The organism is uncultured Maribacter sp. (assembly GCF_963977385.1).
In the GTDB taxonomy this organism is placed as follows: domain Bacteria; phylum Bacteroidota; class Bacteroidia; order Flavobacteriales; family Flavobacteriaceae; genus Maribacter.
Genome location: NZ_CAXBOU010000008.1, coordinates 130,315 through 156,340 on the forward strand (window position 1 = coordinate 130,315; position 26,026 = coordinate 156,340).

Sequence of the window (26,026 nt, forward strand, 5' to 3'; positions counted from 1 at the left end):
AAGCTCGCGAGGCATTGAAATGAAATTTTAATTTAAATTTCGACGCAAGCGTCGGAGCATTTAAATCTCGATTATCGAGTAAATGGAAAAACAAGACTATCACGATTTATTAAAACCAGAAGTCATCAATACCGTTTCGGGGTTATCATTGATATCACGGATTGTGGTTGAGGGCTTTACGTCTGGTTTAAATAGAAGTGTTAGTGTAGGTCCTGGTATGGAATTTAGTCAATATAGAGGCTATGAGCCTGGGGATGATTTACGACTACTCGATTGGAAAATGTTGGCGCGTTCCGGTAGATACTACATCAAGCAATCTGAAATTGAAAGTCAGGTAACCATTAAATTCATTGTTGATGCTAGTGCTTCAATGCTTCACAAAGAAGCTGACCTATCTAAAATGGATTTCGTGCGTGTGCTCGTTGCCACCTTGGCATATATGGCACATAAACAAGGGGATGGTGTTGGGCTATTTGCTTTGAATGAACGCGATTTGGTAAGTATTTTTCCAAAGGCAGATAAGAAGCATTATAATAGATTGCTGTTAGAGTTGATTAAACTTTCCAATACGGGCAAATGGCCAGGCGCACAAGTTTCAACGAAACGTATACCAAATAGAGGAACTAAAGAATTGATTTTCTTTCTGACCGATATGTATGAAAGTAATGCTGAGATTTCCAATTTTATAAAAGGATTGAAATCCTCTAAAAATGAAGTTGTTGTCTTACAGATAATGGGCTCGAAAGAAATGGATTTTAATTACGGTCCAAATATCACCTTTGAAGATTTAGAAACAGGGGCTAGGGTAAAGGTCGATACAGAAAAAGCAAAAGCCCAATATGTATTGGCAATGGAAAGTAAATTAAAAATGGTCAAAGACGAATTGTTATCAAAAGGAATAGAACATCATGTCTTTCGAATGGATGCGCATTTGAGCGAAGCATTGCAATTATTTTTAAAACAACGTAAAAGACTCCATTAATATGTCATTTGCACATCCTTTATATTTATGGACGCTTTTGGGGCTTTTGGTTCCCATAGCTATCCATTTATGGAGTAAAAAGGAAGCAAAAACCATAAAAATTGGGAGCATTCAATTATTGTCAGAATCAACTTCAAAACAGTCGAGTAGTATTCAACTAAATGAGTTTTGGTTACTGCTTCTACGAATGCTTATAGTCGGACTACTATCTATAATTTTAGCAAAACCGCAATGGAATTCTAAAGTAGAAAATTCCTCATTAACGTATATAGTAGAACCTGAATTGAGTCAAAATCAAGATTTCATGGCTCGTCTAGATAGTCTTGCGGAAGGGCAGGAAATACGCATTTTAGAGAAAGGTTTTCCGATTTGGGAGCACGATTTAAAGGATGGTAATACTACTGAAGTAATTGACTATTGGTCGCTAGCATCAGAAATGGATGCTTTAAAAACTGATAGTATCGTTGTTTTTACCAATGGATATGCTAAAGGGTTGATAGGTTCACGACCAGAAACAAATCACCACATCAAATGGATTGTGGTAGAAGTAGCACAAAAGGTAGAAAAAACTTTGATTGCGTATAAAAGAGGGGAGAACCTACAATTGCATTCTTCAGTCAGTAATTCATTTCAAACTAAAATTTCTAGCAAGAATATTTCCTTGGGTCCAGAATATACTTTGAATTCAGAAGGGGATAGTTTGGTAATGGTTAATCGAGATACCATTAGTAAAGTAACAGTAATTTTGCAAAAGCCTATTGAGGTTTCTCTTTATTACGCAGATAGTTTGGTTAAAGACAAAAGATTCTTAGAAGCCGCATTCGCTACACTAGCGCAATATTTGGATAGGGAAATAATAGTAGATAGTAGGTTAGACAGTTTAGTAACTAAAACTGAGCCGGCCGATTTGACTATTTGGTTAAGTGAAAAACCAATGCCTAGTTTCTTTCAGAAGATACTATTGTTTAAGAAAGATTCAATAGCAGAATCTCTCATCGAAACCGGATTGGAACCTGAAACCTATTTTGTGACACAAAGAATCAATGCTGAAAATGCAGTTGAGCAGAGGTTAGTTGAAAGTTTATTAGACATTTTAGAAGTCAATAAGGAGTTAGAGGTTTTGTTGGCTAAGGTTGACTTACGCTCAGTGGCAGAATCTGAATTACAAACGAATTTTAAGGCGACTGATATAAGCAAGCCACAATTGGGGAGTTTTAAGGTAAGTCCTTATTTATGGGCAGCACTTTTTATATTGTTATTAGTTGAACGCTTGGTAGCTTATTATAGAAAACAGTAATGGATTCAGGAAAACAATACTTGATGAAATTCAATCGTCGCTGGCAAATGTTCGCGTACGTAGAAGCTATGCTTTACGCTATCGGTATTGGTTCGTTTGCGTATTTTTTAGCAAGTAGTTTATTCTTTGGTTCACTAGCTTTTGCAGTTGGTTTGTTGCTGCTACTAGTTATAAAACATCCTTGGTCTCAAAATTTAAGGGCTACCAGTTCATACATAGATGCACATGTAGCCGAAGCATCTTTTAGTACGGGACTTTTATTACAGCCAGAAGATGATTTATCTAGTCTAGCCCGATTACAGCGCTATAAAGTATCGAACGAACTTAAGAAGAGACTAGGGTCGATAACGCCACCGAATAAATTACGACAAGCTACTTTAATTATGGGGATACTTGTGATTTTAGGGTTCGCAGTAAATAAACTAGAACTCTTCAATCGAGTAAATGCTGGTTTAGATTCTAATTCAAATAATGAGCACATACAATTTGTTGCTACTGATTCAGTGATAAATGAAACAATTACACCAAAAATAACAGAACAGGTAATTACTGTTTCCTATCCGTCGTACACGCGCGAAAGAACTAAAACGACCACTGAGCCTAATATTAAGGCAGTCATCAGTTCTAGGATAAGTTGGGCGCTAAAGTTCGATAATTCGGTCTCTAGCGTTAGCATGGAGCGTATGGGAGAAACAATTCCATTGCAGCACATTGATAATAATTATAAGATAAACCAGCCCTTGATAGTATCGGGATTTTATAGTTTTAAGTTCAAGAACGAAGCGGGATTGGAATTTACCTCCGATTTATTTTCGTTGGAAGCTATACCAGATAATCCGCCAGAGATAGAGATTACAGGTATGGAGCAATACACGTATTTTGATTTTTCAGACACAAAGAAAATCCAGTTGCAAAGTACAATTACTGATGATTACGGAATCGATGAAGCATATATCATTGCAACCGTCAGTAAAGGTTCGGGAGAATCTGTAAAGTTTAGGGAAGAAAAATTGAATTTTAACGAGACCATTCAAAAAGGACAACGTAGCTCGAAAGTAACCAAGAATATAGATTTAGATGGTTTGAAGATGGATGTAGGGGACGAACTCTATTTCTATATCGAAGCGTTTGATGAAAAGGAACCTAAACGAAATGTTACTCGAAGTGAGACTTATTTTGCGGTGATTAAAGATACGGTAACCAGTGATTTTGCAGTAGAGGGAACCTTAGGGGTAGACCAAATGCCAGATTATTTTAGAAGTCAACGCCAATTAATTATTGATACTGAAAAATTAATAAAAGACAAACCCAACATAACGGTTAAGGAGTTTAAGTTTAGAAGTAATGAGCTTGGTTTTGACCAAAAAGCCCTCAGATTAAAATATGGTCAATTTATGGGTGATGAATCTGAAATGGAAGAAGCACCCAAAGGGATCGAAACTGATGAAGCAAGTGAAGACCATGATCATACTGAAGATCAAGAAAATATATTAAAGGAATACTCGCATGACCATGACGGAGATAATGAACATAACCTAGTAGCTACAGAAGAAGCAGATGAAGCTGAAGATCCGTTACACGATTATTTACATAATCACGATGACCCTGAAGAATCAACTTTATTTGAAGAATCCCTAAAAACGAAATTGAGAAAGGCATTGAGTATAATGTGGGATGCAGAATTGTATTTACGATTATATGAGCCAGAAAAATCATTACCATTTCAATATGATGCCTTGAAATTGATTCAAGAAATAAAGAATAGTGCACGAATCTATGTGCATAGAATTGGTTTTGACCCTCCACCAATAAAGGAGGAAAACAGGTTAACGGGTTCTATAAAGGATATCGACAATTTTAGGAAAACAGAAAATATTGAAATAGCGCATCCATTTAAATCAATAGAAACTGCGGTTTCTAGATTAGAAGTACTGATTCAACAACAAGATGCTTTTAAGGAGAATGACAAGGTGATTTTTGCTGCTGCAGGTAATGAATTAGCGCAATTAGCAATAGACAATCCCGGGAAATATTTGCGTATTCTTCAAGGGCTGAAGAATATTGAAAATAATACAGGAAGAACACTCGGTAATTATAAAATTGTTCAGAAAGGCTTATTGTCGGCTTTGCCTAAGGCTAAAGAAGTACCTGGCGCTCGAAAAGGATATACTGATGAAATTAATTCTTTATTTTTAAAACAATTGGAAACCTATGATTGAAGGATTTTCATATGTACATAAAGATTTTCTGATACCGGTTCTTATTGGAGGACTTGTCTTATTCGGCAGCTATTTCTATAAGGAATGGGTTACAAGAAAACAGGGTAATTTTTTAATTAATATAATCGTCGCATTTCTAACCATTGCATCACTGATCATTCTGGTATTAAAACCAACTCAGGAGGTTGAAATTAATGACCAACAGGGTATTTTGCTTACAGAAGGTTTTAATGAAAAGCAAAGAGACAGCCTGTTGTCCCTCAAAAAAGGTGTAAAAGTGTTGACGTATAACCCGAAGAAATCTATTCGGAGGGAACTGGATTCCCTTACTTCTGTTTATGTTTTAGGGGAAGGCATAAAACCATTCGATTTCTCACGTTTTAAAGACATTTCGGTTGAATATATTCCCGCTAAGAAACCATTAGGAATTACCCAGCTAAAGTATACCAAGCAAATTTCGTTAGGTGAAAAAATAGAAATTGTTGGCAGCTACAATCACCCAGTTAAAGGCTCATTTTTAGTTTTTGAAGATTCACGAGGCAATGGTTTAGATTCTGTTCAAGTCATTGATAATGACAATACTGATTTTTCATTAGCTGGTAGTCCGAAAACAAGTGGAGAATATGTGTATCAACTTGCGGTAAAAGATAGTACTGGAGTTTTAATAGATATCAATCCATTACCGGTAGAAATTAAGAAGAAGCAGCCGTTACGGGTATTGATATTAAACAATTTCCCAACCTTTGAAACAAAATACCTAAAGAATTTTTTAGCAGAGGAAGGTCACGAAGAAATTGTGAGAAGCCAATTGACAAAAGGCAAGTTTAAGTTCGAATATTTCAATACGAGTAGTACACCTGTTTATCAGTTTACTGATGAGATTTTAAAACGGTTCGATTTAGTCATTACAGATGCAGATACCTATTTTAGTTTTGGGTCTGCAACTAAAAATCGCTTTGAAAAGAATATTAGAGAAAATGGGTTAGGGGTATTCATTCAGCCAAGTGATTTTCTTTTCAATTTGAGTACAAGGTCATCTTATTTTAGATTTAAACGAGATGGAATAAAAGATGTTCAATTATTGAATAGTACTATTGCCTTAGAAAAATACCCTTATGAATTTGATGAAGAATTTTTGGTGAAATCACTAATAGTAGGGGAAGGTAAAACTATAGCCGTGTATAAACAAATGGGATTAGGCAAGGTTGCAACTACAACGTTATTAAGTAGTTATCAAATGTTATTGAATGGCTCGGATCAAGTATATAAAAGTATTTGGACTAAAATTTTAGACGAAATTGCAAAAACGCAAAGTGTGCAGGTTGAATGGAAGGCTTACACAGAAATTCCAAAAGTAGATGAGCCATTTCATTTTAGTTTGTATACAAATCTACAGGAGTTCACTGTAATAAATGAAGATAGTATACGTATCCCAATACTTCAAAAACCAATGGTGTCTACTCATTACAAAGGAACAATTTATCCGAAGAAAACGGGGTGGCAACATTTAAGCATAGAAGGTGATAGTACTGCTCAATTTTCGTTTTTTGTCTATGATAGTATTGATTGGAAAGCGTTATCCACAACTCAAAATATAACCTCAAATCAAAAGAGATTTAAGAATGGTATAAACAAAAACAGGACGGTTATTCATAACCGTCCTGTTTCTCCAATATTGTTTTACGTCCTATTTTTACTGGGCGTAGGCTGGTTGTGGCTATCACCTAAACTATCAACCGAAAGGTGATTAAACCACTGTATTTTAATGCGGTAATTTATCTTTTACAAGACCGTAAATAAAAGTTCCCAAAAGTGCTCCTCCTATTACAACAAGAATCGAATAATAGCCAGCTCCTGCAAGAACATACATAGGTCCTGGGCAAGCACCTGCTAACGCCCATCCTAAACCAAAAATAATACCACCTAGTAAATAGTTAGTAACACCTTTCTTCTTTGGATGTAAATTCATTTCGGTACCGCCAATAGCTTTTATTTTGAACTTTTTAATGAGTTGAATACCTATAACGCCTAATACCAATGCAGAGCCAATAATGCCATACATATGAAAAGAACCAAATTGAAACATTTCATAGATGCGAAACCACGAAGCAGCTTCAGATTTATACATGATGATTCCGAAAAATATACCGATGGTTAAATAACTTAAATATTTCATACTATCCGAAAATTAGAGGGAATAAAAGGTGAATCATTACAAGGCCTCCAATAAAGAAGCCAATTACTGCAATAAGTGAGGGTAGTTGTAAATTGCTAAGTCCTGAAATGGCATGACCACTGGTACAACCGCCAGCATATCGAGCACCAAAGCCAACTAGGAATCCTCCAATAATTAATATGATAAGCACGAAAGGGTTAGTAAGTTGTTCCGTTGCGAAAAGTTCAGTAGGTAAATAAGCTTCACCGGCACTTTCAATACCATAATCCGTTGCAAGTTGTTGGGCAACTTCCGGGTTGATTTTCACGGTATTATCCGACATAAATTGGGAAGCAATAAATCCGCCGATAACCGCTCCTAGAACAATTATTAGATTCCATCTTTGTGATTTCCAATCGAATTTAAAAAAATCAGCGTATTTGCCAGCACCACCAATAGAACACATGGTTCTTAAATTTGAGGACATTCCGAATTTTTTGCCAGCAAATAGCAAAATAAACATGGTTAAGGCAATTAAAGGTCCGGCTACATACCAAGGCCAAGGGTCATATATCAAATTCATTGTCAATTAATTCTTGTTATTTGTAACTTAAAGAAGCGCAAAGAAAATGAATCTTTTACTAACGCTGTTACATTGGCAAGATATTAACTACCAATATGTGTTTGCTTTTCAATATAATGATAACATAAAGTAAGTTTTAATTTACTCGATAATCGAGATTTAAATGCTCTGAGGCTTGCCTTGAGGTTGTTTACTTTTTATATATTGAAAAGCAGACCATAGTAGCCTCTGTTCTGTTTAGAATTAGGAGTGAATTATTTAGAAAGGGTTAGTATCTAAATATTAAAACCCTATTTTTTCTTGATTCCTAATTTCACAAGAATGGTTTCCAACAAACACCATTTCGTAAACGCCGATTGTATAAGGTTTACCCCTATAAATACGGTAAACCATAACCAGTTTATATGTACATATACTGCCAATACGACGCTCAGTAAAACCATTGTACCTACTATTACTCTAAAATATGTATTTAACATGTTGATTTATTTTTAAGATTATATTGATTTTTCAATAGGAACTACCACTGCTTTTATAGGGTTGTTTGTTTCCAGATTTTGATTGAAGTCTTTAATAAGCTCAAATAGCGTATCAATATTTTCATCTTCGGTAAAAGAGAAGAACAAACTCGATTCTAGACCACCCTTCTCAATTGGAAACCAACTAGTGGTACGAACCAATGAAGTATGATTTTTATAGCCATCTATATCTGAACCGCTAAAGCTCTCGATCCTCGCTTTTTTAAAGAGTCGCAGAATTTCCTTTTCGAATTCTTCTACGACCGTTACGATTAGTAATTTCATTTTTATCGTTTTTAGTCCTTATTATTTTCTGTTATTTCTTGAATTTCCGTATCAGGATAATTCTTTCGCTCGATCATATAATAAACCAATGGCACAACCAATAATGTAAGCACCGTAGAAACAATAGTTCCGCCCATTAATGAGATAGCTAAACCTTGAAATATTGGGTCGAATAAAATAACGAATGCGCCAATAACCACCGTACCAGCTGTTAGTAGAATAGGAGTGGTACGTACAGCACCAGCTTCAATTGCCGCCTGTTTAATAGGTACGCCTTCGGCTAATCGCAGGTTAATGAAATCAATAAGTAAAACGGAGTTTCGAACCATTATACCTGCCAATGCAATCATTCCAATAAAAGAGGTCGCTGTAAAAAATGCGCCCATAATCCAGTGGCCTAAAATAATTCCGATTAATGATAAGGGTATCGCTACCATCATTACAATAGGAGCCTTAAAGTTTTGAAACCACCCTACAATCAATATATAGATTAAGATGATGGCTCCTAAAAAGGCAATTCCTAAATCACGGAATACCTCAAGTGTAATTTGCCATTCACCATCCCATTTAACTGTGTAGTCATCTTCAAATTCAGGCTGACCTAAGTACATTTCGTTAATTTTATACCCTTTTGGTAAGGCTATTTCTTTAAGCTTTTCTTCCATACCCAAAATAGCATAAGCAGGACTCTCCAATTCACCGGCCATATCTGCCATCACGTAAACTACCCGTTTTTGATTTTTACGGTAAATACTCTTTGCGCTTGTTGTTTCTACAATGTCGACTAAATCGGATATAGCCACCATTGTACCAAGTTTAGAGGTTATTTTCAACTGTGAAATATCTGAAATGGTTGATTTTTCCTTTTCATCCAATGCCAATATTAAACCGACTTGGTCGCTAGCATTCTCATCATATAAATTAGTTATAGCCCTATTCGATAATGCCATATTCATGGTGTAGACAATTTGCTGCGGTGCCACACCATAAAGCATTGCTTTCTCTTTATCGATTACGAATTGATATTCGGTTTGGTCTGCTTCAACAAGCCAATCGATATCAACGACATCATCGGTATTCTTTAAAATATCTTGAACGCTATTGGCAATTCTCATTTGTTCTTCATAATCAGGGCCATAAACCTCTGCTACAATTGTGGATAATACAGGAGGTCCTGGTGGAACTTCAACCAATTTTACATTCGCATTATATTTCGCAGCTATTTTTTGAATATCTGGTCGTAATAATTTTGCGATGTCATGACTCTGGGCAGAACGTTCACCTTTGTCAATAAGATTAACCTGAATATCTGCCATATTACTGCCACCACGTAAATCGTAATGACGTACCAAACCGTTAAATGTTATTGGTGCAGAGGTGCCAATATAATTTTGGTAATTCACCACTTCTGGGCGGGTTGATAGATATTGTGAAATTTCCTGTGCAACTACACCCGTACGTTCTAACGTAGTACCTTCTGGCATATCAATGACCACTTGAAACTCATTCTTATTGTCAAATGGTAACATTTTTACGGCTACCGATTTGGTGAAGAATAATACCATAGATCCCATGAGTAATAAAAAAGTCAATCCTAAAAACAACCAACGTTTACTTTTATTTTCAATTAGAGGTCTTTCAAATTTGTTGTAAATCCTATAGATAAAAGTTTCCTCTAAAGGTTTTTGTTGTTTCGCTTCTTCACCTTTTTTATCTTTTTCTCTTAAGAAAATATATCCTAAATAGGGAGTGATGGTTAAAGCAACGAATAAGGACAGAATCATTGCGATAGAAGCCCCAATAGGCATTGGAGCCATATAAGGACCCATTAAGCCAGATACGAATGCCATGGGTAGTACAGAGGCTATTACAGTAAATGTGGCCAATATTGTTGGGTTACCTACTTCATTTATAGCATACAGCGCAGCTTGTTTAAACGGTAGCCGTTTCATTTTAAAATGCCGGTGCATATTCTCGGCAATAATAATAGAGTCATCTACTACGATACCAGTAACAAATACCAGGGCAAACAAAGTAATTCTGTTCAGCGTGTAATCTAACATGTAGTAGCTCAACAGCGTTAAAGCAAACGTAATCGGAACCGATAAAAATACCACTAAGCCACCGCGCCAGCCCATCGCTAGCATAACCACAAGTGTTACTGCAAAGATGGAACCTATAAGGTGCAACAGTAATTCTGATACTTTATGAGATGCAGTTTCACCATAGTTTCTGGTAATTTCTACATGTACATCATCAGGTATAAGTGTAGTGCGTAAATGGTCAACTTTATCAATAACGATATCTGCAATTTTCATCGCATCGGCACCCTTTCTTTTTGCTACCGAAATGGTAACAGCTGGGTATTCAGATTTGTAATCAGCAACTTTATCGCTAGCCTGTCCAAAACCTAAAGACACATAACTCTGTGGAACTTCTGGTCCATCGATAATGCTCGCGATTTGCTTTAAATAAATAGGTTGGTCCTGCTGTACGCCAACTACAAGATTTTCAACATCGGTTACCGAAGCCAGAAAATTACCGGTATTTACCAAAAATTCGGTATCATTTTTATCAAAACTACCTGAACTCAATTGTGCATTGTTCGCCTTTATCATTTCAGAAACCGATAAGAAATCTAAGCCGCTAGCAGCCAATTTATCTTTGTCTAAAACCACGCGCAATTGACGGTCTTGATTACCGATTTTATGGGTAATCGCAACATCGGTTACCTTTTTAATCTCACTTTCTAACTCTTGTGCCATTTGGCTCAACTGGTACCCATCATAGTTCTCACTCCATAATGTCAGGCCCAGCATGGGTACATCATCAATTGCCCGTGTCTTTACCAACGGAAACGTAACACCCTCGGGCATTTGATCCATGTGCTTATTAATTTCATTGTACAATTTCACGAACGAACGTTCAATATCCTCGCCTACATAAAATTGAACGATGACCATTCCCTGTTCTTTCATAGAAGTTGAATACACATATTCAACACCTTTAATGTTCGAAATTAATTGTTCTAATGGCTTTATCACTCTCGACTCAACTTCCGTTGGACTTGCGCCAGGATAACCCACAAAAATATCGGCCATTGGCACATCAATTTGAGGTTCTTCTTCTCTCGGAATCAAAAACGAACTGTACACCCCAACGACCATAAATACAATCATCAGTAGTACCGTTAACTTGCTGCCTATAAATAATTTGGCAATTTTACCAGCTAAACCTTCCTTCATTATTTCTATATTTTATTTGTGTGTTACCACCTGCCGGTTGGCAGGCGGTCGGGCTTTCCGCTCATACTCCTCGGCACAAAAATGCCTGTGGGGTAACCGCTTCAATCCCTAACCCAGACTCGTTTATTGATTTGCGATTTTTGCTCCGTTAAATAATTTTCCTTCTGCAGAAACTATATATTGCTCATCGGCAGAAAGACCTGATAATACTTCTACTTCATCTCCGAAAGTTCTCCCCAATCGCAACCAACGCAACAGCGCGGTGTTACTTTGACTTACCGTATAAATACCTGACAACTGTCCATTCTTTACAATAGCTTCAATAGGAATCATGACAGCGGAAGTAGTCGTTTTTCGTGCTACAGGAAACTGTACTGTGGCATACATACCTGATAATATCTGTGCATCGGTCTTGTCTAAAATAACTTTTACAAGATATTGACCTCCTGTGTTTTTAGAAGAGGTACTAACTTCGGTCACCTTACCTTTTACATTCTCATTTAATGCTTTTATCTGCACAGTTACTTCAATATCACTTTTAACATCAAGAATTTCAGATTCTGGTACCATGGCCAAAACTTGATATTTACCTGGAGATTCTACTTCCATCAATGCCATACCTGGGTTTGCCATATCGCCTGCACTAATGAATTTATTAGTGACCACACCATTAAAAGGAGCACGGATATTCGCATAACCCATTTGTGCATTTACACCGTTTCTCATTTGTTTAGCAGACTCTAATCGTGCCTTAGCCATGTTATAATTGGCTGTGATATCATCAAGCTCTTTCTGTGAGGCACTGTTTTCTTGAAACAACGTTGAGAACCGATTATAGTCCTTTTCAGCATTGGTGAATGCAGCTTCAGCTTCAGTGATTCCCGCATTTACTTGTGCTAATTGAGCCGACATATTAGCATTATTGACGCTCATCAGTAATTGGCCATCACTTACTTTATCACCAACGCCAACATATATTTTATCTACATAACCCATCATTCGGGTACTGATGTTAGCACTCTTGGCTGCTTCGATTTTTCCGCTTACCGATAAAAATGGACTACTATTGTCTTCAGAAACAGTTTTCACTTGAACGGCTATAGCTGGTGAATTATCAACTACTGCTTTTTTATCTTCGCTTCCACAACTAGAGATTAGGACTGTTGCTCCTAAAATTGCTGTGATTATATATTTTTTATTTTTCATCTTTATGATTGGTATTAAGTAATTGATTTATCCTATTCTTTCGTAAGAAACTGTACATATGCCAAGGCATAATTATGTTGAAATATTGTAGCGTAATATTCTAATTGCTTTTGAGAATATTGCGTTTCAGACATCAGCAAATCAGTAGTTTTTTCTAAACCCTGCTTGAACCTATTTGTGCGTATGCGTAATGATTCTTCAGATTGTTCAAGTGCCAATTTTGTAAGCTTTAATTTGTTTTTAGCATCTTCAAAACCTCTTTTTGCTTTATTAAGTTCTAATTGACTTTCAGACTTGTATTGTTCTAACTGTAATTTAGATTTGTCATATTCAGCTTTACTTTTTTGAGATTTCCCAAAACGTTTACTGCCTTCAAAAAGATTCCATTTTAATTCTGCACCAAATAAATATCCTTGGGCTTGACCTTGAAAAATTTCATCATCATGTAACTCATAAGTGCCAAAGGCATTTAATCTAGGTAAGAAAGCCATTTGGTCTGCCTTATGCATTTGTCTATATGCTTCGGTAGCCGAATTCATCGCTAAAATATCTTTTCTATTTTCAGATAAGTTTACAGCCGTTGCAGTCGCAGAACTAGTTATGGATAGTGAATCAGAAGGTTTTAAAATTTCATTTTCATCAGCATTCATTAAAACAGATAGGTAGTTGCTGGCATTTAGAATATTACTTTTTGCGTATTGCAATTGATTATCTATTTCTGTAACTCGTACTTCTACCGAAAGAACATCAGATTTTTGTAGGTAGCCTTGTTTGTAGCTATTGTCGGCTATACGCTTATTTTCTAAAGCTGTTTCTTGGGCTTTTTCTATAACCTTCACGGTTTTATAGGCAAGTTGTAATTGCATATAGGCTTTTTCAACCTCAAGGGCTAGATAATCTTCGGTGCGATCCGACTGTAGTTCGGTAGCGTTCCATTTTGCCTTTGCAGCCTTACGTTGAAAAATTCCGTCGAAATTTATGAGCGGTTGTTGAACTTCTACACGAGTCGCATAATCTTCAATTTGTCGAGGGTCATTCAATACACTAGGATTAAAATCTGCCGCTGTTAAAATTTCTTGATTAAGTTTTGAGCCAAAAGCCATTAAAGGGTTCGTGGTGGCAATCGCTGTATGTGAAACGCTGATATTGGGTAATAAAATAGCATTGGTCTGATTATAATCACCCTTTGCAGACAACACATCTTGTTGTGCCATTTTTATCGTGTTATTACGCTCCTTAACTTTGGCTAACACTTCATCTTTAGTAATAGACTTAGTTTCTTGCGCTAGTCCCGAAAAAAAGACGAATAACACTATCATTCCTAATTTATACTTCATCGTATTCATTTATTTAATGCAAAATTAAGGCGGTAAAACAGGCTGCACAGTAACTAATGTTACCTAAGGAAATTTCTTTCTTAAAAAACATCTGTTTAAAAAAGAAAAGGCACTCTTTTATAAAGAGTGCCTTTTACAATCAACCGAAAAACAAAAGAAAAATTAGTTTACTCGAAAATCGAGATTTAAATGCTCCGATGCTTGCGTCGAAATCAAAATGTTCTTTCTTATGAATGCCTCTTGGGTTTACCCCGAGGTTATTTTCTTTTTAGGAGATTTTATAAATAAACTGAATAATAGTCCACCCATAAAACCGCCATATAATGTACTGGTCAAAGGTTTAGAAGTTATGGCACAAGTACCACTCAAACAACCAATTTCTGTGTAGTATATATACCCTGCTATAGCGTCAATTACCACACCGATTGTGGTTAGTATAATTACTTTTTTTGTCATTAGTTATTGGCTTTTCTTGTGCCCCCGTGACCGCCAGCCACAATGAGCATTATTTTAATACTCAGCCAAATGAACTTAAAAAATTGAATTATTGGGTTCATCATATAAAAGCGTTTCGATTTCGATATTCTCTGTGTCATTTCTTTTGGTTTTTAAGTTTTATTAATTCAAGTTTTAAAAGATTGTATCTCAAAACTATTCAGGAATTAGCCACCAAAAAGGTTTCATTTTCGCCTTATAAATAAAGGCATAGTGTAGGGCTAATTTTAACCAATGACCAGCTAAACCGATTTCACCAAAAGTCTTGTCTAACTGTCTACCTTGTGTATCGGGATATTTATGATAATCAGGTACAATAGGATAGGTGGTAATACTAACGCCACTACCTTTTGTCATTCCATAACCCGCAGATGCAATACATGCTGCCCCCATGTTACCCATAGAACCCTTATGGTGCAATTCTTTTTTCCCGTTAATGATATCAATAATATTGTCTGCCACTAACTTCGCTGTAATACCAGAAGGCATTCCTGTTCTTGGCGGAGCAGGGGATATGAGTGTACCATTTTTACTTACCCTAGGTTTAGAAATAGCATGCGGTGGAGCAAACGCAATACCTGGGGCGAATATATTTTTATACGACGGATTTTGGTAGATTTCAGGCCAATCTTGTACACTCCATTCTTCATATGGTTTAGGCGTATAATCGGCATCGACCAACATAAATCCTTTGAAGAGTTTTTCTGTGATATCTTCGTTATTTTTATTAAAAGCTTTAAAACCATGCCCTGAGAAAGCAGGTATTAGCATGGCAAAATCATATGTTTCAGAATTGTATTCACCATCTAGCGTTTCATAATGCGCTACACCATCTTCTATTTTGTTTACCCCTGCACCAATAATCCATTTTATACCACGGTCTTCAAAGACCATTTCGACCATTTCGCTAGATTTCATTATGTTGTTGCCGTAACTGAGCAGCATACCGTCCATACCAAAATCACCTAATTGATGCTCATTGGCAATCCATACAACTTCAGCTTTGTCACGTACATTATGTCGCCTTAGTTCTTGTTCAACATTTAAAATATATTCGAAAGCTGCACCTTGACACGTAGATTTTGCATGGCCAGTGCCAATTAGTATTTTCACTTTTTTGCCTTGTTTCATTTCCTGAATCAAGTCATTCAAAGCATGCCACGCATGTTCGGCATGTGTATATGTACAAACAGAATATGCTTTGTTAGTACCTGGGTTTAGGCCTTCGGTCATATCAAAGGCTAGTTTAGGGCCTGTAGCATTTATTAAATAATCGTAGGTTACTTTTTCGGTTTGTCCTTTTTTCTCATCGTTTACATATTCGATTTTAACAAAAGGCTGTGTAGTATCGGTATCACCTTCTGGGTGAAACGTAGTTACTTTTGCTTGTTTATAACCGATGCTTTTTTTCTTGTATAAAGGAGCCAAAGGAAATAGGATCTCTTTAGACTTCATTCTACCAATACCAACCCAAATGTTTGAGGGTATCCATTGGTAATTACTATTTGGCGAAACAACCAAAACTTCATGTTCTTTCGATAATTTTCGACGTAGATGAGCTGCTGCGACGTGACCGGAAATTCCTGCACCTAATATGACTATTTTTGACATTTCTACAAGCTTTTAAGTTTATACTAAGGTCACTTTAATCTTGAAGCTATACAGTAACCTTTGTTACACAAACAGGTATAATTCATTTTGTTACAATAGTCTACTGCAAAACAGTGATGGATTGTTAGAATTGCTTTGACGACAGGCTTAATAGCTATATTGATTAATATCATATTTAGATATTAACGGGATACTTAATTTTGAGGATACTATTTAAAATAGCTTAGAGATGAGAGGCAGTTCAAATACATTGATTTATGTCATTGCCGGTATTATTATTCTCCATTTTGTTGTCGGCTTTATTTGGCTGATCTATAAATTAAATAAGAAAAAAGAGAAGATAGATTAATTGATTCATTAACCTCTGCTTGATAGTAACACTGGTATGTATCTTAGAAAGGAAAAGGGGATAATAGTTATGATTTATTAAATTTATGATATACTTTTTTAGCCAAAACAAGGGCTAAGGCACCACCAATTGCTGAGACTAACAAATTAATAGTCAGTCGAAAACCATCAAAATCACCATTATTCATTATAGACCAAGGGTCAAAGCCTAATCTTCCAAAAGTTTTTATGAATAAGATGCTTCCAAAAACGCCTGCAATCGTATTGCCTATAACACCAAATGAGTACTTTTTTAATATAAAGCCTACACCATTTGCTGCAATTATTCCTATAACAATACTAATTAATGAAATTAATGTGCCTGTCATATGAGTCTCTTTATTCTAATGGCCATAATCCATATGATCTACTTTTCCTTTCATTAATCTTTTTTGAATAATCATATAAATGAAGAGGAGTATGAAACCAATAATTCCCCAATAAAGTGCTACTGATAAACTATAATCAGAAGCAGCTGTATTGTATATTGTTAATGGTTCATGTGTATCATTAACAGAAGGCAATATCACAGGAAATAAAGATGCTAATGATGATGTAATTCCCCCAACTATTAATAAGGTTGACAAGACAAAAGCATTGCTGTCTTTTTTGATTTTTTTAATAAAAAATAACCCAATTAAGCCTGTTAAATAAATAACTGGAAAAACAATAAGATAAGGTTTAAGAATAAAATTATCTAAAGAATTTGGATTCACTATTTGCCATACAAATAAAGAAAAGACCGTTAGAATCGTTAACGCAATGTTTAACTTAAAGATTACACTTTTAAGCTTGTTGTTTATTGACGAATTAGTTTTTAGAATTACCCAATTAGCACCATGAATAGCTAATGTTACAACAGATATTAACCCAATAATAATTGTAAACCAATCTATGACACCAGGATGTTCAGATAAAGGACTAAAACTACTATTCCATAAGGGTAGGAAAAAATAATGTCCTTCATGTACAGATATGCCATTATCAACACCACCTAAATTTACACCTCTTACAATATTGCCTAATGCGATACCGAAAAATAAGGCTAGTAATAAACTAGAAACTCCGAAAGATTTGTCCCAGATATCTTTCCACATTTGGAATTTAAATTGCCCCCTTAATTCTAACCCAATAGCGCGGAAAATTATTAACCATAAAACTAGTATCAATGGTAAATAGAAACCACTAAAAACCGAAGCATAGAATGTTGGGAATGCCATAAAAAGCATCCCACCGGCAGCGACTAACCAAACTTCATTAGAATCCCAAAATAGACCAGCAGATTTTGCAATGACTTCTTTATCTTTTTCCTTTTTAGCAAAGAACAAATGAATAATTCCTGTTCCAAAATCATAACCATCCAAAATAAAAAATACAGCTAAAACAGTGGCTATTAAAATGTACCAAAATATTTCCATAATTAATGTGTTTTAGGTTTTGGCCCTTCGTTAATGGTTTTGCCTACTAAGATTAAGAATAAAAGTCCCAATAGCATATATAAAGCGACAAAACCAAGTAAGGTAAATAAGGTGTTGCCAGATGAAACTGTTGGGGAAATACCATCGCTAGTTCTTAGTAAACCATATACTAAATACGGTTGTCTACCTAACTCCGCCGTGTACCATCCGGTAAGGTTTGCTATATAAGGGAACGGAACTAAAAACATAATGATCCAAAGTAATGCTTTTGCCGTGTACAGTTTTTTACGCCATAATAGAAATGCTGCTAATGCCATTATAGCCATAAAAATTGTGCCTAAACCAACCATTATATGATACGAATAATACAGTGCAGGAATGTTATCGGGCAATTCTTCTTTTTCGAATTTATCCATACCAACGATTTGCTTATCCCATTCTTGATAGGTTAAAAAACTTAATATGTTCGGAACGGCAATTTTGTTATCTAGTTTTTTCTCAACCATATTAGGTTGCCCAATAAGTACAATTTCTGCACCAGCGTCTTCGGTCTCAAAAATACCTTCCATAGCGGCAAAAGCTGCTGGCTGGTATTTTGCGACATTTTTCGCATTCCAATCTCCAGTAGGGAAGGCCACCAAAATACTGGAAACCAAACCGAAAATAACTCCGGTTTTTAAAAACAGTTTTCCGTGTTCAGTCTGTTTATTTCTAAGCAGGTAAAAGGCCCCTATACTAGCGACCACGAAAGAAGAGGTGACTACAGAAGCTAATTGATTATGTAAAAAAGCGGGTAGAAGCCAAGGATTACTAAACAGTGCAGAAAAATTTTGTAAAACGAATTTTCCATTTTCCAAAATTTCATACCCTACTGGGTGTTGCATCCAAGCATTGGTTGCTAAAATAAACCAACCACTAGCCCAAGATCCTAGAAATACTAGAAAGCCAGTTAAGAGGTGTAATTTTTGTCCCATTAACTTTTCGCCAAAAATAAATAGTGCCAAGAAAGAGGATTCTAAGAAGAAAGAAAACATGCCTTCCATGGCTAAGGTCTGCCCAATAATACCACCTGTTAGTTCAGAGAATTTTGCCCAATTAGTGCCAAATTGAAATTCCATAGGAATTCCTGTTACGACGCCCATGGTAAAATTGATGGCAAAAATTTTCATAAAAAATTTAGCAGCATCGTTATATTTTTCAATCTTATTTCTAAGGTATTTCCATTTAAAGTAGACTATCAATAATGACAATCCCATGGTTAATTGAGGAAATATATAGTGGAATGTGATAGTAAATGCAAATTGCAGTCTATCGTAAAAAATCATGTCTTCCATAATCTATATTCTTTACAGCTTTTAGGATGGTTACAAAAGTAGACAACAGATGATTTTTAAAGGTAACCATTGATACATATTTCAAAAAAATCGTACTTAAAAGCCCAATTTTAACAAGATTAAATGTTGAATGCTTTTTTATATGAGAATGATTGATTTATAATTTTAAACACAATGTTTTTAAACGTCAAATCCCCTGAAATTTGAATTAACAAACTTCAGGGGATTTAAGATACTATTTTAGTAATTAGTCTTTGTATGCAGATAGCATCCATACTAATTTTTCTTGTTGCACAATATAATCGCTCATTAAAGAAACTGTTCCTTCGTCTTCAGCCTCGGCAGCAATTTTAAGTGTTGCTCTCTCTTTTTTTAGTAAAATAGTCAAGCTTGCTAAAATATTATCTACAGCTATATCTCCGTCAACAACATTTTCGATAGGCTTAATTTCTGAGTTTTCAATATACGTTGCGAAGGTATGAATAGGGGTAAAGCTCAAGGTTAGTACACGTTCAGCAATTTCATCAACCTTAATTAAAGCGTCATTGTATAATTCCTCGAACTTAAGGTGAAGCTCAAAAAACTTTCTTCCTTTAATATTCCAATGAAAACCTCTAAGGTTCATATAGAACATTTGATAATTCGATAGTACATCATTTAAGTGATTAGCGATATCATTTGAACTTTTTTTATCTAATCCGATATTTGATAGTTCTGTATTCGTCATGGTATTTAGGTTTAAAGAATTTTTATAATTATTAATAGATAAAAATTATAGATAAATTAATTTTCGATAAAGATAATCTATAATAAAAAAGGGAAGGGTAACTTAGGTTACATAAATCTTTTTTTAACTTTTTTTAACAATAAAAATGGAGGTGTTAAGACAATGATTAAGTTCATCGTTCTGCGATAATGAGTTTATCTTAATTATTCTGTTTATGTGACCAAAGTCACATTTTGAACCAATTGTGGTCATTAATTTTGCCGCATGAGATTGTCTGGTTTTATCATATCGACTTTTTTTGTGATTATTGCTCTGGCGAGTAGTCTTAAGACAGCTAGTGTTATGAGCTATTATGCACTATTTACCGATGATTTTGTAGAACGATTTTGCGAAAATACAGCTCGACCAGAAATGCATTGTGATGGTAAATGTGCTTTATCAAAAATGTTACTGCAAGAAGCAGGGGATGATCAGACGCCGATAAATCTAGATTGGTTGAAAAACGAAACCGTACTATTTGTCGGTCCGCTAATTACCTTTAATTTTTTACAGTTACCTCGAAAAGAATTAAATAAACTACAATATAGTGTTCTATATGATTTTCATTTTTCGAAACGCATAATTCATCCTCCCCAATTTTAGGAATTTTATTCTCCATTTAATGAAGCCAACACTATTACTTATGGTGTTTTGGCATATTCCTATACATAATTTAAACATTTACAAATGAACCTAAAATATTTTTGGGTGCTCTCAGTATTACTATTGGGGAACCTAACAAACGCACAAAATTTAAAAGGACAGATTATATCAGAAATTAATAAAGAACCCTTAGTAGGGGCTCACATACTAGCCAAAAATGGAAAGGCAGCCTATTCTGATTCTGAAGGAAATTTCGAAATTAGAATTCCAGAAGAAGGTACTGTACTAACCATTTCCTTTATGGGGTATAAAACAATAGTACAAGAGGTAACCCTTAGTAACGAGCGCTTAGCTATTGCAATGCAAGAAGCTCCAATAATTATTAACGGTGTAATGGTTACCGGTAATGCGAAAACGGACCCTATACTTTTTCTAGAAACCAATGATTATGTCAAGAATATTGTACAGCCAAGAAATGTAGCCGATTTGTTTCAAGATATCAATGGTTTTTCATTAATTAAACGTGGTAACTATGCTATTGACCCAAGTTTTAGGGCAACACAATACGAACAATTAAATGTTCAATTTGATGGTGGAACCAAGGCTATGCACGCCTGTCCCAATCGTATGGATCCTATTACTACACATGTGATTCCTGAAGAAATCGAAAAAATCGAAATCATAAAGGGACCTTATACGGTGCGTTACGGAGCTACTTTTGGAGGCATTATTAATATGGTTACTAAAAAGCCTACAGATGAAGATTATGGTATTCATGGTAGCGTAGATGGTGGTTTTGAAAGTAATGGCGGCTCTATCGTGTCAATGGCACGTTTACAACAGGCCACCGAGAAGTATGATATTGTAGGCAACGTAGGGTTTCGTGATTTTGGTAACTATGAAGATGGTGACGGCGTTGAAATACCTTCTTCATTTAGAAGTTTAGATTACGGAATTAAAGCTGGGTATAATTTTACAAAACAACAACGTCTTCAAGCACATTGGAGACAATCGTATGGGCGTGATGTGTTACATGCCGGTTTACCCATGGATACAGAAAAAGATAATAGTAGTATTCTATCTTTAGATTACAAACTAAATGGTTTAACTGGTTTAGTAAAGAGTGTTGACGCTAAAGTGTACTACAGTTTTGTTGATCATATTATGAGCAATAAGAATAGACCTAGTTTTATGATGACAGATGCCTTGTCTGAAATAGATGCTACCACAGCAGGTGGTAAAGTCGAATTGAAATTAAAGCCAACCGAAAAAATGACGGTGTACACGGGTCTCGATTTTCTTGGTATAGCTAGAGATGGTGAACGTACTAGATTAGTAAAGAGAAATGCTATGGGGGCTTTAGCAACCCCAGTTCTTTTTACCGATAAGGTTTGGCAAGATTCTTATATCAACGATTTAGGGGTATTTGTTGAAAGTAAATATCATTTAACTTCAAAAACCATTGCAACTGTGGGTTTACGTTATGATAATGTGACCTCAGAAATTAAAGATTCGGCAGAAGATTTTCAAGCCTTATATCCAAATTTAGATAAACGTACAGAGCATAATATTAGTGGTACTGCATCTTTAAAGTATGCACTATCTACTCAGTTTATAATGGAGTTGGCATATGGTAGGGGAGTTCGTTCTGCAAACATGATAGAACGTGTTATAAATCATTTTACGGTTGGTCAAGATTCGTACGAATATATTGGTAATCCGAATTTAGATGCAGAAGTTAACAATCAATTCGAAATTGGTTTTAAGGGTAGTTTACCAATATCAGATTTAAATTCAGATAGGTTTAATTACAGTACTTCCTTTTACTATTCATTATATGAGAATTATATAGTTGCGGTAATTGATGAAACTCAAACTAGAAAGTACATGCCCATGCTTGAGCCGGTAAACCCTAAAGTGTTTCGCAATTTAGATGGAGCCTATAAAACAGGGTTTGAGATTAGTGGAGGAATTGATTTCTTAGAGGATTTTAATTTTACCACGGCATTAGCATATGTATATGCCAAGAATAAAGATTTAAATGAGTCTTTACCATTAGTGCCACCATTAACAACTCGATTTAAATTACAATATGAAAAGGAGAAATTTTGGGTAAATGTAAATTATACGATTACGTCTAAGCAGGAAGATATAGCGCCTTCTTTTGGTGAGCAAATTACTGCTGGTTATGAAGTTATGGATGTTCGTTTTGGAGTTGTTCCTATCAAGAATGTGACTTTAGGATTTGCGGTATTGAATGTATTTGATAAGACATATAATAACCACTTAAATTTTTCTTTCAATAATCAGGCAGCATTTGGTACGGTGCCTATTAATGACCCTGGTAGAAACTTAACAGCCTTTGCGCAGTACAAATTTTAATACCTAAAAAGGGGACCACATTTGGTCCCCTTTTTAAATATAATATCCTTCAATATTCTTCTTATGGCATTAAAATATAACCATCAAGTTGGTAATTGGCAAGCACCATCATAGCCGATAAACCTAATTCTGTATTTGGGTTTAAATCTTCTGCACCAATACCTCTAGATGCTGTAGCTTGGGCACATACTATTAGTTTTACACCGTAATCTTTTAAAAGTTGAATAACTTCTGCATTTGGGTTTTCCTTTTCGTATTTGGCTTTATACTTAGCATCGTTTAAAGCGGTAAATGTAGCCCCACCATGTATAGCTGCTACAATATTTACTTTATCGGCAGAAATACCATTAATACCTAGCATGTTAATCATACGTGCAATTTTAAAATATCCAATATTAGACCCTTCCATTTCTCGATCGTCTTTTAGGTCAAAAACGATATTGTATTCCTTATCAGCATCTGGTAGTGTAGTCACATCTTTAAAATCTTTAATTTTTCCGTAACCATCTATTACAGGAGTAATCCATTCTTGTGCAGATGAGAGTTGTGTAGCCATAATTGCTATTAAAATTAAAAGTACTTTTTTCATGAGTTTGTAGAATTTTAAATTAGTGTAGTTTGGTTATAAATATATGATGATAGCTACTAATGTCCGTTATTTTTTAAAGTAATAAAAGTAAGTAGGGTTATTTAACGCTACTGTAACTCATGTTACTGTCATTATTAAATTGAATTTCTAGATTGGTTGACTAAATTAGTATCACAATAATTTTATAAGCTCGTTGCACAGGTATGGAAGAATTTAGAACATTGACCAAAAAACTATATCATCTCTTTATAGTGGTTTTTATATTGGTCATGACCATATTTATAATGTTACTTATCTACGAGCCTAAATCTGAAAGTTATACCCCAATAATAACTGATGAAATTACTTCTATAACTATTTGGAAACCTAAAGATGCTATTACTGAAATTCCTAATATGTCCAAAGTGGTAAAAAAAGGATATTACTTGATTGCGGAGACGTCAAAGTATATGGGACCTAATGCCGAGAATGCCGAAGACCGATATAGTGGAAATAATTTAGCATGTGCCAATTGCCACCTGCAAAAAGGAGCTCAAGCGGGCTCTGGTTCTTGGGTAGGTATTTTAGAACGATTTCCTCAATTTGGAGGTCGTGGTAATAGAGAAGGTACTATTCAAGATCGAATCAACGGTTGTATGGAACGCAGTATGAACGGTAAGATGCTTCCTGAAGATTCTGATAAAATGACCGCTATTGTAGCCTATATGGATTGGTTGGGAGAAGGATTACCAGATAATAGAAAAGCAGAATTTAAAGGCTACCCAAAGATCGAGATTCCGAATGTTGCGGTAGATTTAGATAAAGGCAGGGACGTATATAACAAAGAGTGTATAATTTGTCATGCAGAAAATGGAGCGGGAGTACTAAATCCAATGGATGGTAAAACCTATACGTATCCGCCATTATGGGGGCCAGATAGTTTCAATGACGGAGCAGGAATGAATAGGGTAATTACTTCTGCAGAATTCATAAAAAGTAATATGCCTTATTTACAGGCAACTTGGGATAATCCTAAATTGACAGATGAAGAGGCTTATCATGTGGCGGGATATATTAATAGTTTTGCAAGACCACATAAGGCAAATAAAGAAAATGATTACCCCAATAAAAAATTAAAACCGGTATCTACTCCTTATGGTCCTTGGGTTGACGATTTTTCTCCAGAACAACACAAATACGGACCATTTCCACCTATAATGGAGTTTTACGAGAAAGAATACGGTATTACTAAAACGAAATAGGCTTTATGCGAATACTATTAATACTCTTTATTTGCTTGCCTATTTTTTCTTTGGGACAAGATTCTGTTGCTACTAAGAAGAAAGGAAATCTTTCTGGACAATGGCGTACGTATTATATGATGACGGCTAACAAAGATGATTTAAAGGATTTTAATGCTTTGGCCACAGGTGGTAAATTAAAATATCAATATGACATTTTAGACAATTTAGAATTAGGAGCAGCCTTATATAATACCACCAATTTAGGGTTACAAAATTTAACTGTTCCTGATAATACTACCGGTAGAATTAGCAGATATGAAGAAGGATTGTTTGATAGATTGAACCTTAGTAATGATGCTGTTTTTTTATTAGGGGAATTATATGTGAAATATAAATTGAACCAGCATGCCTTTACACTAGGGCGAATGAAAATAAATACACCACTTATAAACCCTGAAGATGGTAGAATGATACCCACTTTAGTGCAAGGGTTTTGGTATAATTATAAAGCGAGTAAAAGTACTTTTCAATTGGGGTTATTAAATGAAATAGCACCAAGATCTACAGGTCAATTTTACGGAATTGGTGAGAGTATAGGTACATATCCGGTTGGTAGAAACAAGGGTGGTAATGCTTCTCAATATTCAGATAATTCGGAGTCAGATTATATTTTAATGTTTAATGCAGATTTTGAAATAGCTAAGAATTTAAAGCTAAATGTATGGAACCAATATGTAGATAATGTGTTCAATTCTATCTACATTAAACCTTCTTTGAAGATATCTGAATCTGTACAAATAGAAGGGGAGTGGTTACACCTGAATAAGATTGGAGATGGTGGTAATTCTTTAGATTCGCTCCGCTATTTTAATCAGAATACAGCAGATGTTTTAGGGTTAAAGATTGCTTATAAAAAAAAGGGAGGGTTGGTGAGCTTAGCTTATAATAGAATATTGCCACAAGGTCAATTTTTATCTCCAAGGGAATGGGGTAGAGAAGATTTGTTCAGTTTTCAAAAGCGAGAGCGTAGCGAAGGCTCTGCCGATAATCACGCTTTGGTTCTGAACTATAAAAATGAGTTCGAAATACTAAAAGAGGATCTAAACCTAACTTCAATATTAAGTATTGGTAAGCATTGGAAACCAGCAGTAACCAATGCTGTTCTTAATAAATATGCCATGCCAGATTATACGCATATTAACTTAGATATATTCTTCTATATTAAAAAATTAAAGCACTTTAAACCAGAGCTTTTACTTACTTCAAAAATTGGTAATGGTGATATTCCAGATAATCCTAACTTCTATTTTAATAAGGTAGATATGTTTCATGTAGACGTAATACTCAACTATAACTTTTAAAAAGACTAAAAAAAACCCCCATTTCAATGG

At 35.1% G+C, this 26,026-nt stretch carries 23 protein-coding genes; 8 read left to right on the plus strand and 15 right to left on the minus strand.

Features of this window, described 5'->3' with window-relative positions:
- Window positions 1–82 precede the first annotated feature (82 nt).
- Genes AAC084_RS10340 through AAC084_RS10355 form a run of 4 tightly spaced genes read left to right on the plus strand, consistent with a single transcriptional unit; the run spans window position 83 to window position 6,245 of the window.
- Window positions 83–982, plus strand: a complete 900-nt coding sequence (locus tag AAC084_RS10340) for a DUF58 domain-containing protein (RefSeq protein ID WP_339840103.1) — start codon at window positions 83–85, stop codon at window positions 980–982.
- Between the two features lies 1 nt (window position 983).
- Window positions 984–2,279 (plus strand): BatA domain-containing protein, encoded by a 1,296-nt coding sequence (locus AAC084_RS10345; protein WP_339840104.1) that lies wholly within the window; start codon window positions 984–986, stop codon window positions 2,277–2,279.
- Window positions 2,279–4,498: a tryptophan-rich sensory protein gene (locus AAC084_RS10350; protein WP_339840105.1), complete on the plus strand. Its 2,220-nt coding sequence runs from the start codon at window positions 2,279–2,281 to the stop codon at window positions 4,496–4,498. Before AAC084_RS10345 ends, AAC084_RS10350 begins: the two co-directional genes overlap by 1 nt.
- On the plus strand, window positions 4,491–6,245 hold the full coding sequence (locus AAC084_RS10355; RefSeq protein WP_339840106.1) for a hypothetical protein: 1,755 nt from the start codon (window positions 4,491–4,493) through the stop codon (window positions 6,243–6,245). The genes AAC084_RS10350 and AAC084_RS10355 overlap by 8 nt, the downstream gene beginning before the upstream one ends.
- Window positions 6,246–6,260: 15 nt before the next feature.
- Here the strand turns inward: AAC084_RS10355 and AAC084_RS10360 are convergent, their stop codons facing one another.
- From AAC084_RS10360 to AAC084_RS10425, 14 genes are all read right to left on the minus strand, one after another.
- Window positions 6,261–6,674 carry a DUF6691 family protein gene (locus tag AAC084_RS10360; protein ID WP_339840107.1) on the minus strand — a complete coding sequence of 138 codons (414 nt, stop codon included), beginning with the start codon at window positions 6,672–6,674 and terminating at the stop codon, window positions 6,261–6,263.
- 1 nt (window position 6,675) lies between these two features.
- Complete coding sequence (locus tag AAC084_RS10365; protein ID WP_339840108.1) at window positions 6,676–7,236, minus strand: YeeE/YedE thiosulfate transporter family protein; 561 nt, start codon at window positions 7,234–7,236, stop codon at window positions 6,676–6,678.
- 290 nt (window positions 7,237–7,526) lie between these two features.
- Window positions 7,527–7,715 carry a DUF2892 domain-containing protein gene (locus AAC084_RS10370; RefSeq protein WP_339840109.1) on the minus strand — a complete coding sequence of 63 codons (189 nt, stop codon included), beginning with the start codon at window positions 7,713–7,715 and terminating at the stop codon, window positions 7,527–7,529.
- Window positions 7,716–7,733: 18 nt separating this feature from the next.
- Window positions 7,734–8,039, minus strand: coding sequence for a hypothetical protein (locus tag AAC084_RS10375; protein ID WP_339840110.1), 306 nt, complete (start codon window positions 8,037–8,039; stop codon window positions 7,734–7,736).
- Between the two features lie 11 nt (window positions 8,040–8,050).
- Entirely contained in the window at window positions 8,051–11,284 is a 3,234-nt protein-coding gene (locus AAC084_RS10380; RefSeq protein WP_339840111.1) for an efflux RND transporter permease subunit, read from the minus strand.
- A 123-nt stretch (window positions 11,285–11,407) separates the two neighbouring features.
- Window positions 11,408–12,490, minus strand: coding sequence for an efflux RND transporter periplasmic adaptor subunit (locus AAC084_RS10385; RefSeq protein WP_339840112.1), 1,083 nt, complete (start codon window positions 12,488–12,490; stop codon window positions 11,408–11,410).
- Window positions 12,491–12,522: 32 nt separating this feature from the next.
- On the minus strand, window positions 12,523–13,827 hold the full coding sequence (locus AAC084_RS10390) for a TolC family protein (protein ID WP_339840113.1): 1,305 nt from the start codon (window positions 13,825–13,827) through the stop codon (window positions 12,523–12,525).
- A 246-nt stretch (window positions 13,828–14,073) separates the two neighbouring features.
- Window positions 14,074–14,283, minus strand: coding sequence for a DUF6132 family protein (locus AAC084_RS10395; protein ID WP_339840114.1), 210 nt, complete (start codon window positions 14,281–14,283; stop codon window positions 14,074–14,076).
- On the minus strand, window positions 14,283–14,423 hold the full coding sequence (locus tag AAC084_RS10400; protein ID WP_339627721.1) for a hypothetical protein: 141 nt from the start codon (window positions 14,421–14,423) through the stop codon (window positions 14,283–14,285). The genes AAC084_RS10395 and AAC084_RS10400 overlap by 1 nt, the downstream gene beginning before the upstream one ends.
- Before the next feature lie 55 nt (window positions 14,424–14,478).
- Complete coding sequence (locus AAC084_RS10405) at window positions 14,479–15,933, minus strand: FAD/NAD(P)-binding oxidoreductase (RefSeq protein WP_339840115.1); 1,455 nt, start codon at window positions 15,931–15,933, stop codon at window positions 14,479–14,481.
- A 416-nt stretch (window positions 15,934–16,349) separates the two neighbouring features.
- Complete coding sequence (locus AAC084_RS10410; protein WP_339840116.1) at window positions 16,350–16,649, minus strand: hypothetical protein; 300 nt, start codon at window positions 16,647–16,649, stop codon at window positions 16,350–16,352.
- 15 nt (window positions 16,650–16,664) lie between these two features.
- Entirely contained in the window at window positions 16,665–17,738 is a 1,074-nt protein-coding gene (gene cydB, locus AAC084_RS10415; protein ID WP_339840117.1) for a cytochrome d ubiquinol oxidase subunit II, read from the minus strand.
- 2 nt (window positions 17,739–17,740) lie between these two features.
- Window positions 17,741–19,072 carry a cytochrome ubiquinol oxidase subunit I gene (locus tag AAC084_RS10420; protein ID WP_339840118.1) on the minus strand — a complete coding sequence of 444 codons (1,332 nt, stop codon included), beginning with the start codon at window positions 19,070–19,072 and terminating at the stop codon, window positions 17,741–17,743.
- 247 nt (window positions 19,073–19,319) lie between these two features.
- Window positions 19,320–19,799 carry a DNA starvation/stationary phase protection protein gene (locus AAC084_RS10425; RefSeq protein WP_339840119.1) on the minus strand — a complete coding sequence of 160 codons (480 nt, stop codon included), beginning with the start codon at window positions 19,797–19,799 and terminating at the stop codon, window positions 19,320–19,322.
- Window positions 19,800–20,063: 264 nt separating this feature from the next.
- On the opposite strand from AAC084_RS10425, the gene AAC084_RS10430 reads away from it, so the two are divergent.
- Both AAC084_RS10430 and AAC084_RS10435 read left to right on the plus strand, forming a co-directional pair.
- A complete protein-coding gene (locus AAC084_RS10430; protein WP_339840120.1) occupies window positions 20,064–20,441 on the plus strand; it encodes a hypothetical protein in 378 nt (125 codons plus the stop codon).
- An 84-nt stretch (window positions 20,442–20,525) separates the two neighbouring features.
- Window positions 20,526–22,823, plus strand: a complete 2,298-nt coding sequence (locus tag AAC084_RS10435; RefSeq protein WP_339840121.1) for a TonB-dependent receptor — start codon at window positions 20,526–20,528, stop codon at window positions 22,821–22,823.
- Between the two features lie 61 nt (window positions 22,824–22,884).
- On the opposite strand, the gene AAC084_RS10440 is transcribed toward AAC084_RS10435, so the two are convergent.
- Complete coding sequence (locus AAC084_RS10440; RefSeq protein WP_339840122.1) at window positions 22,885–23,412, minus strand: DsrE family protein; 528 nt, start codon at window positions 23,410–23,412, stop codon at window positions 22,885–22,887.
- 203 nt (window positions 23,413–23,615) lie between these two features.
- Between AAC084_RS10440 and AAC084_RS10445 the strand changes: the two genes are divergently transcribed.
- Both AAC084_RS10445 and AAC084_RS10450 read left to right on the plus strand, forming a co-directional pair.
- On the plus strand, window positions 23,616–24,653 hold the full coding sequence (locus AAC084_RS10445) for a c-type cytochrome (protein ID WP_339840123.1): 1,038 nt from the start codon (window positions 23,616–23,618) through the stop codon (window positions 24,651–24,653).
- A gap of 5 nt (window positions 24,654–24,658) precedes the next feature.
- On the plus strand, window positions 24,659–25,996 hold the full coding sequence (locus AAC084_RS10450; protein WP_339840124.1) for an OprD family outer membrane porin: 1,338 nt from the start codon (window positions 24,659–24,661) through the stop codon (window positions 25,994–25,996).
- Window positions 25,997–26,026: the final 30 nt, after the last annotated feature.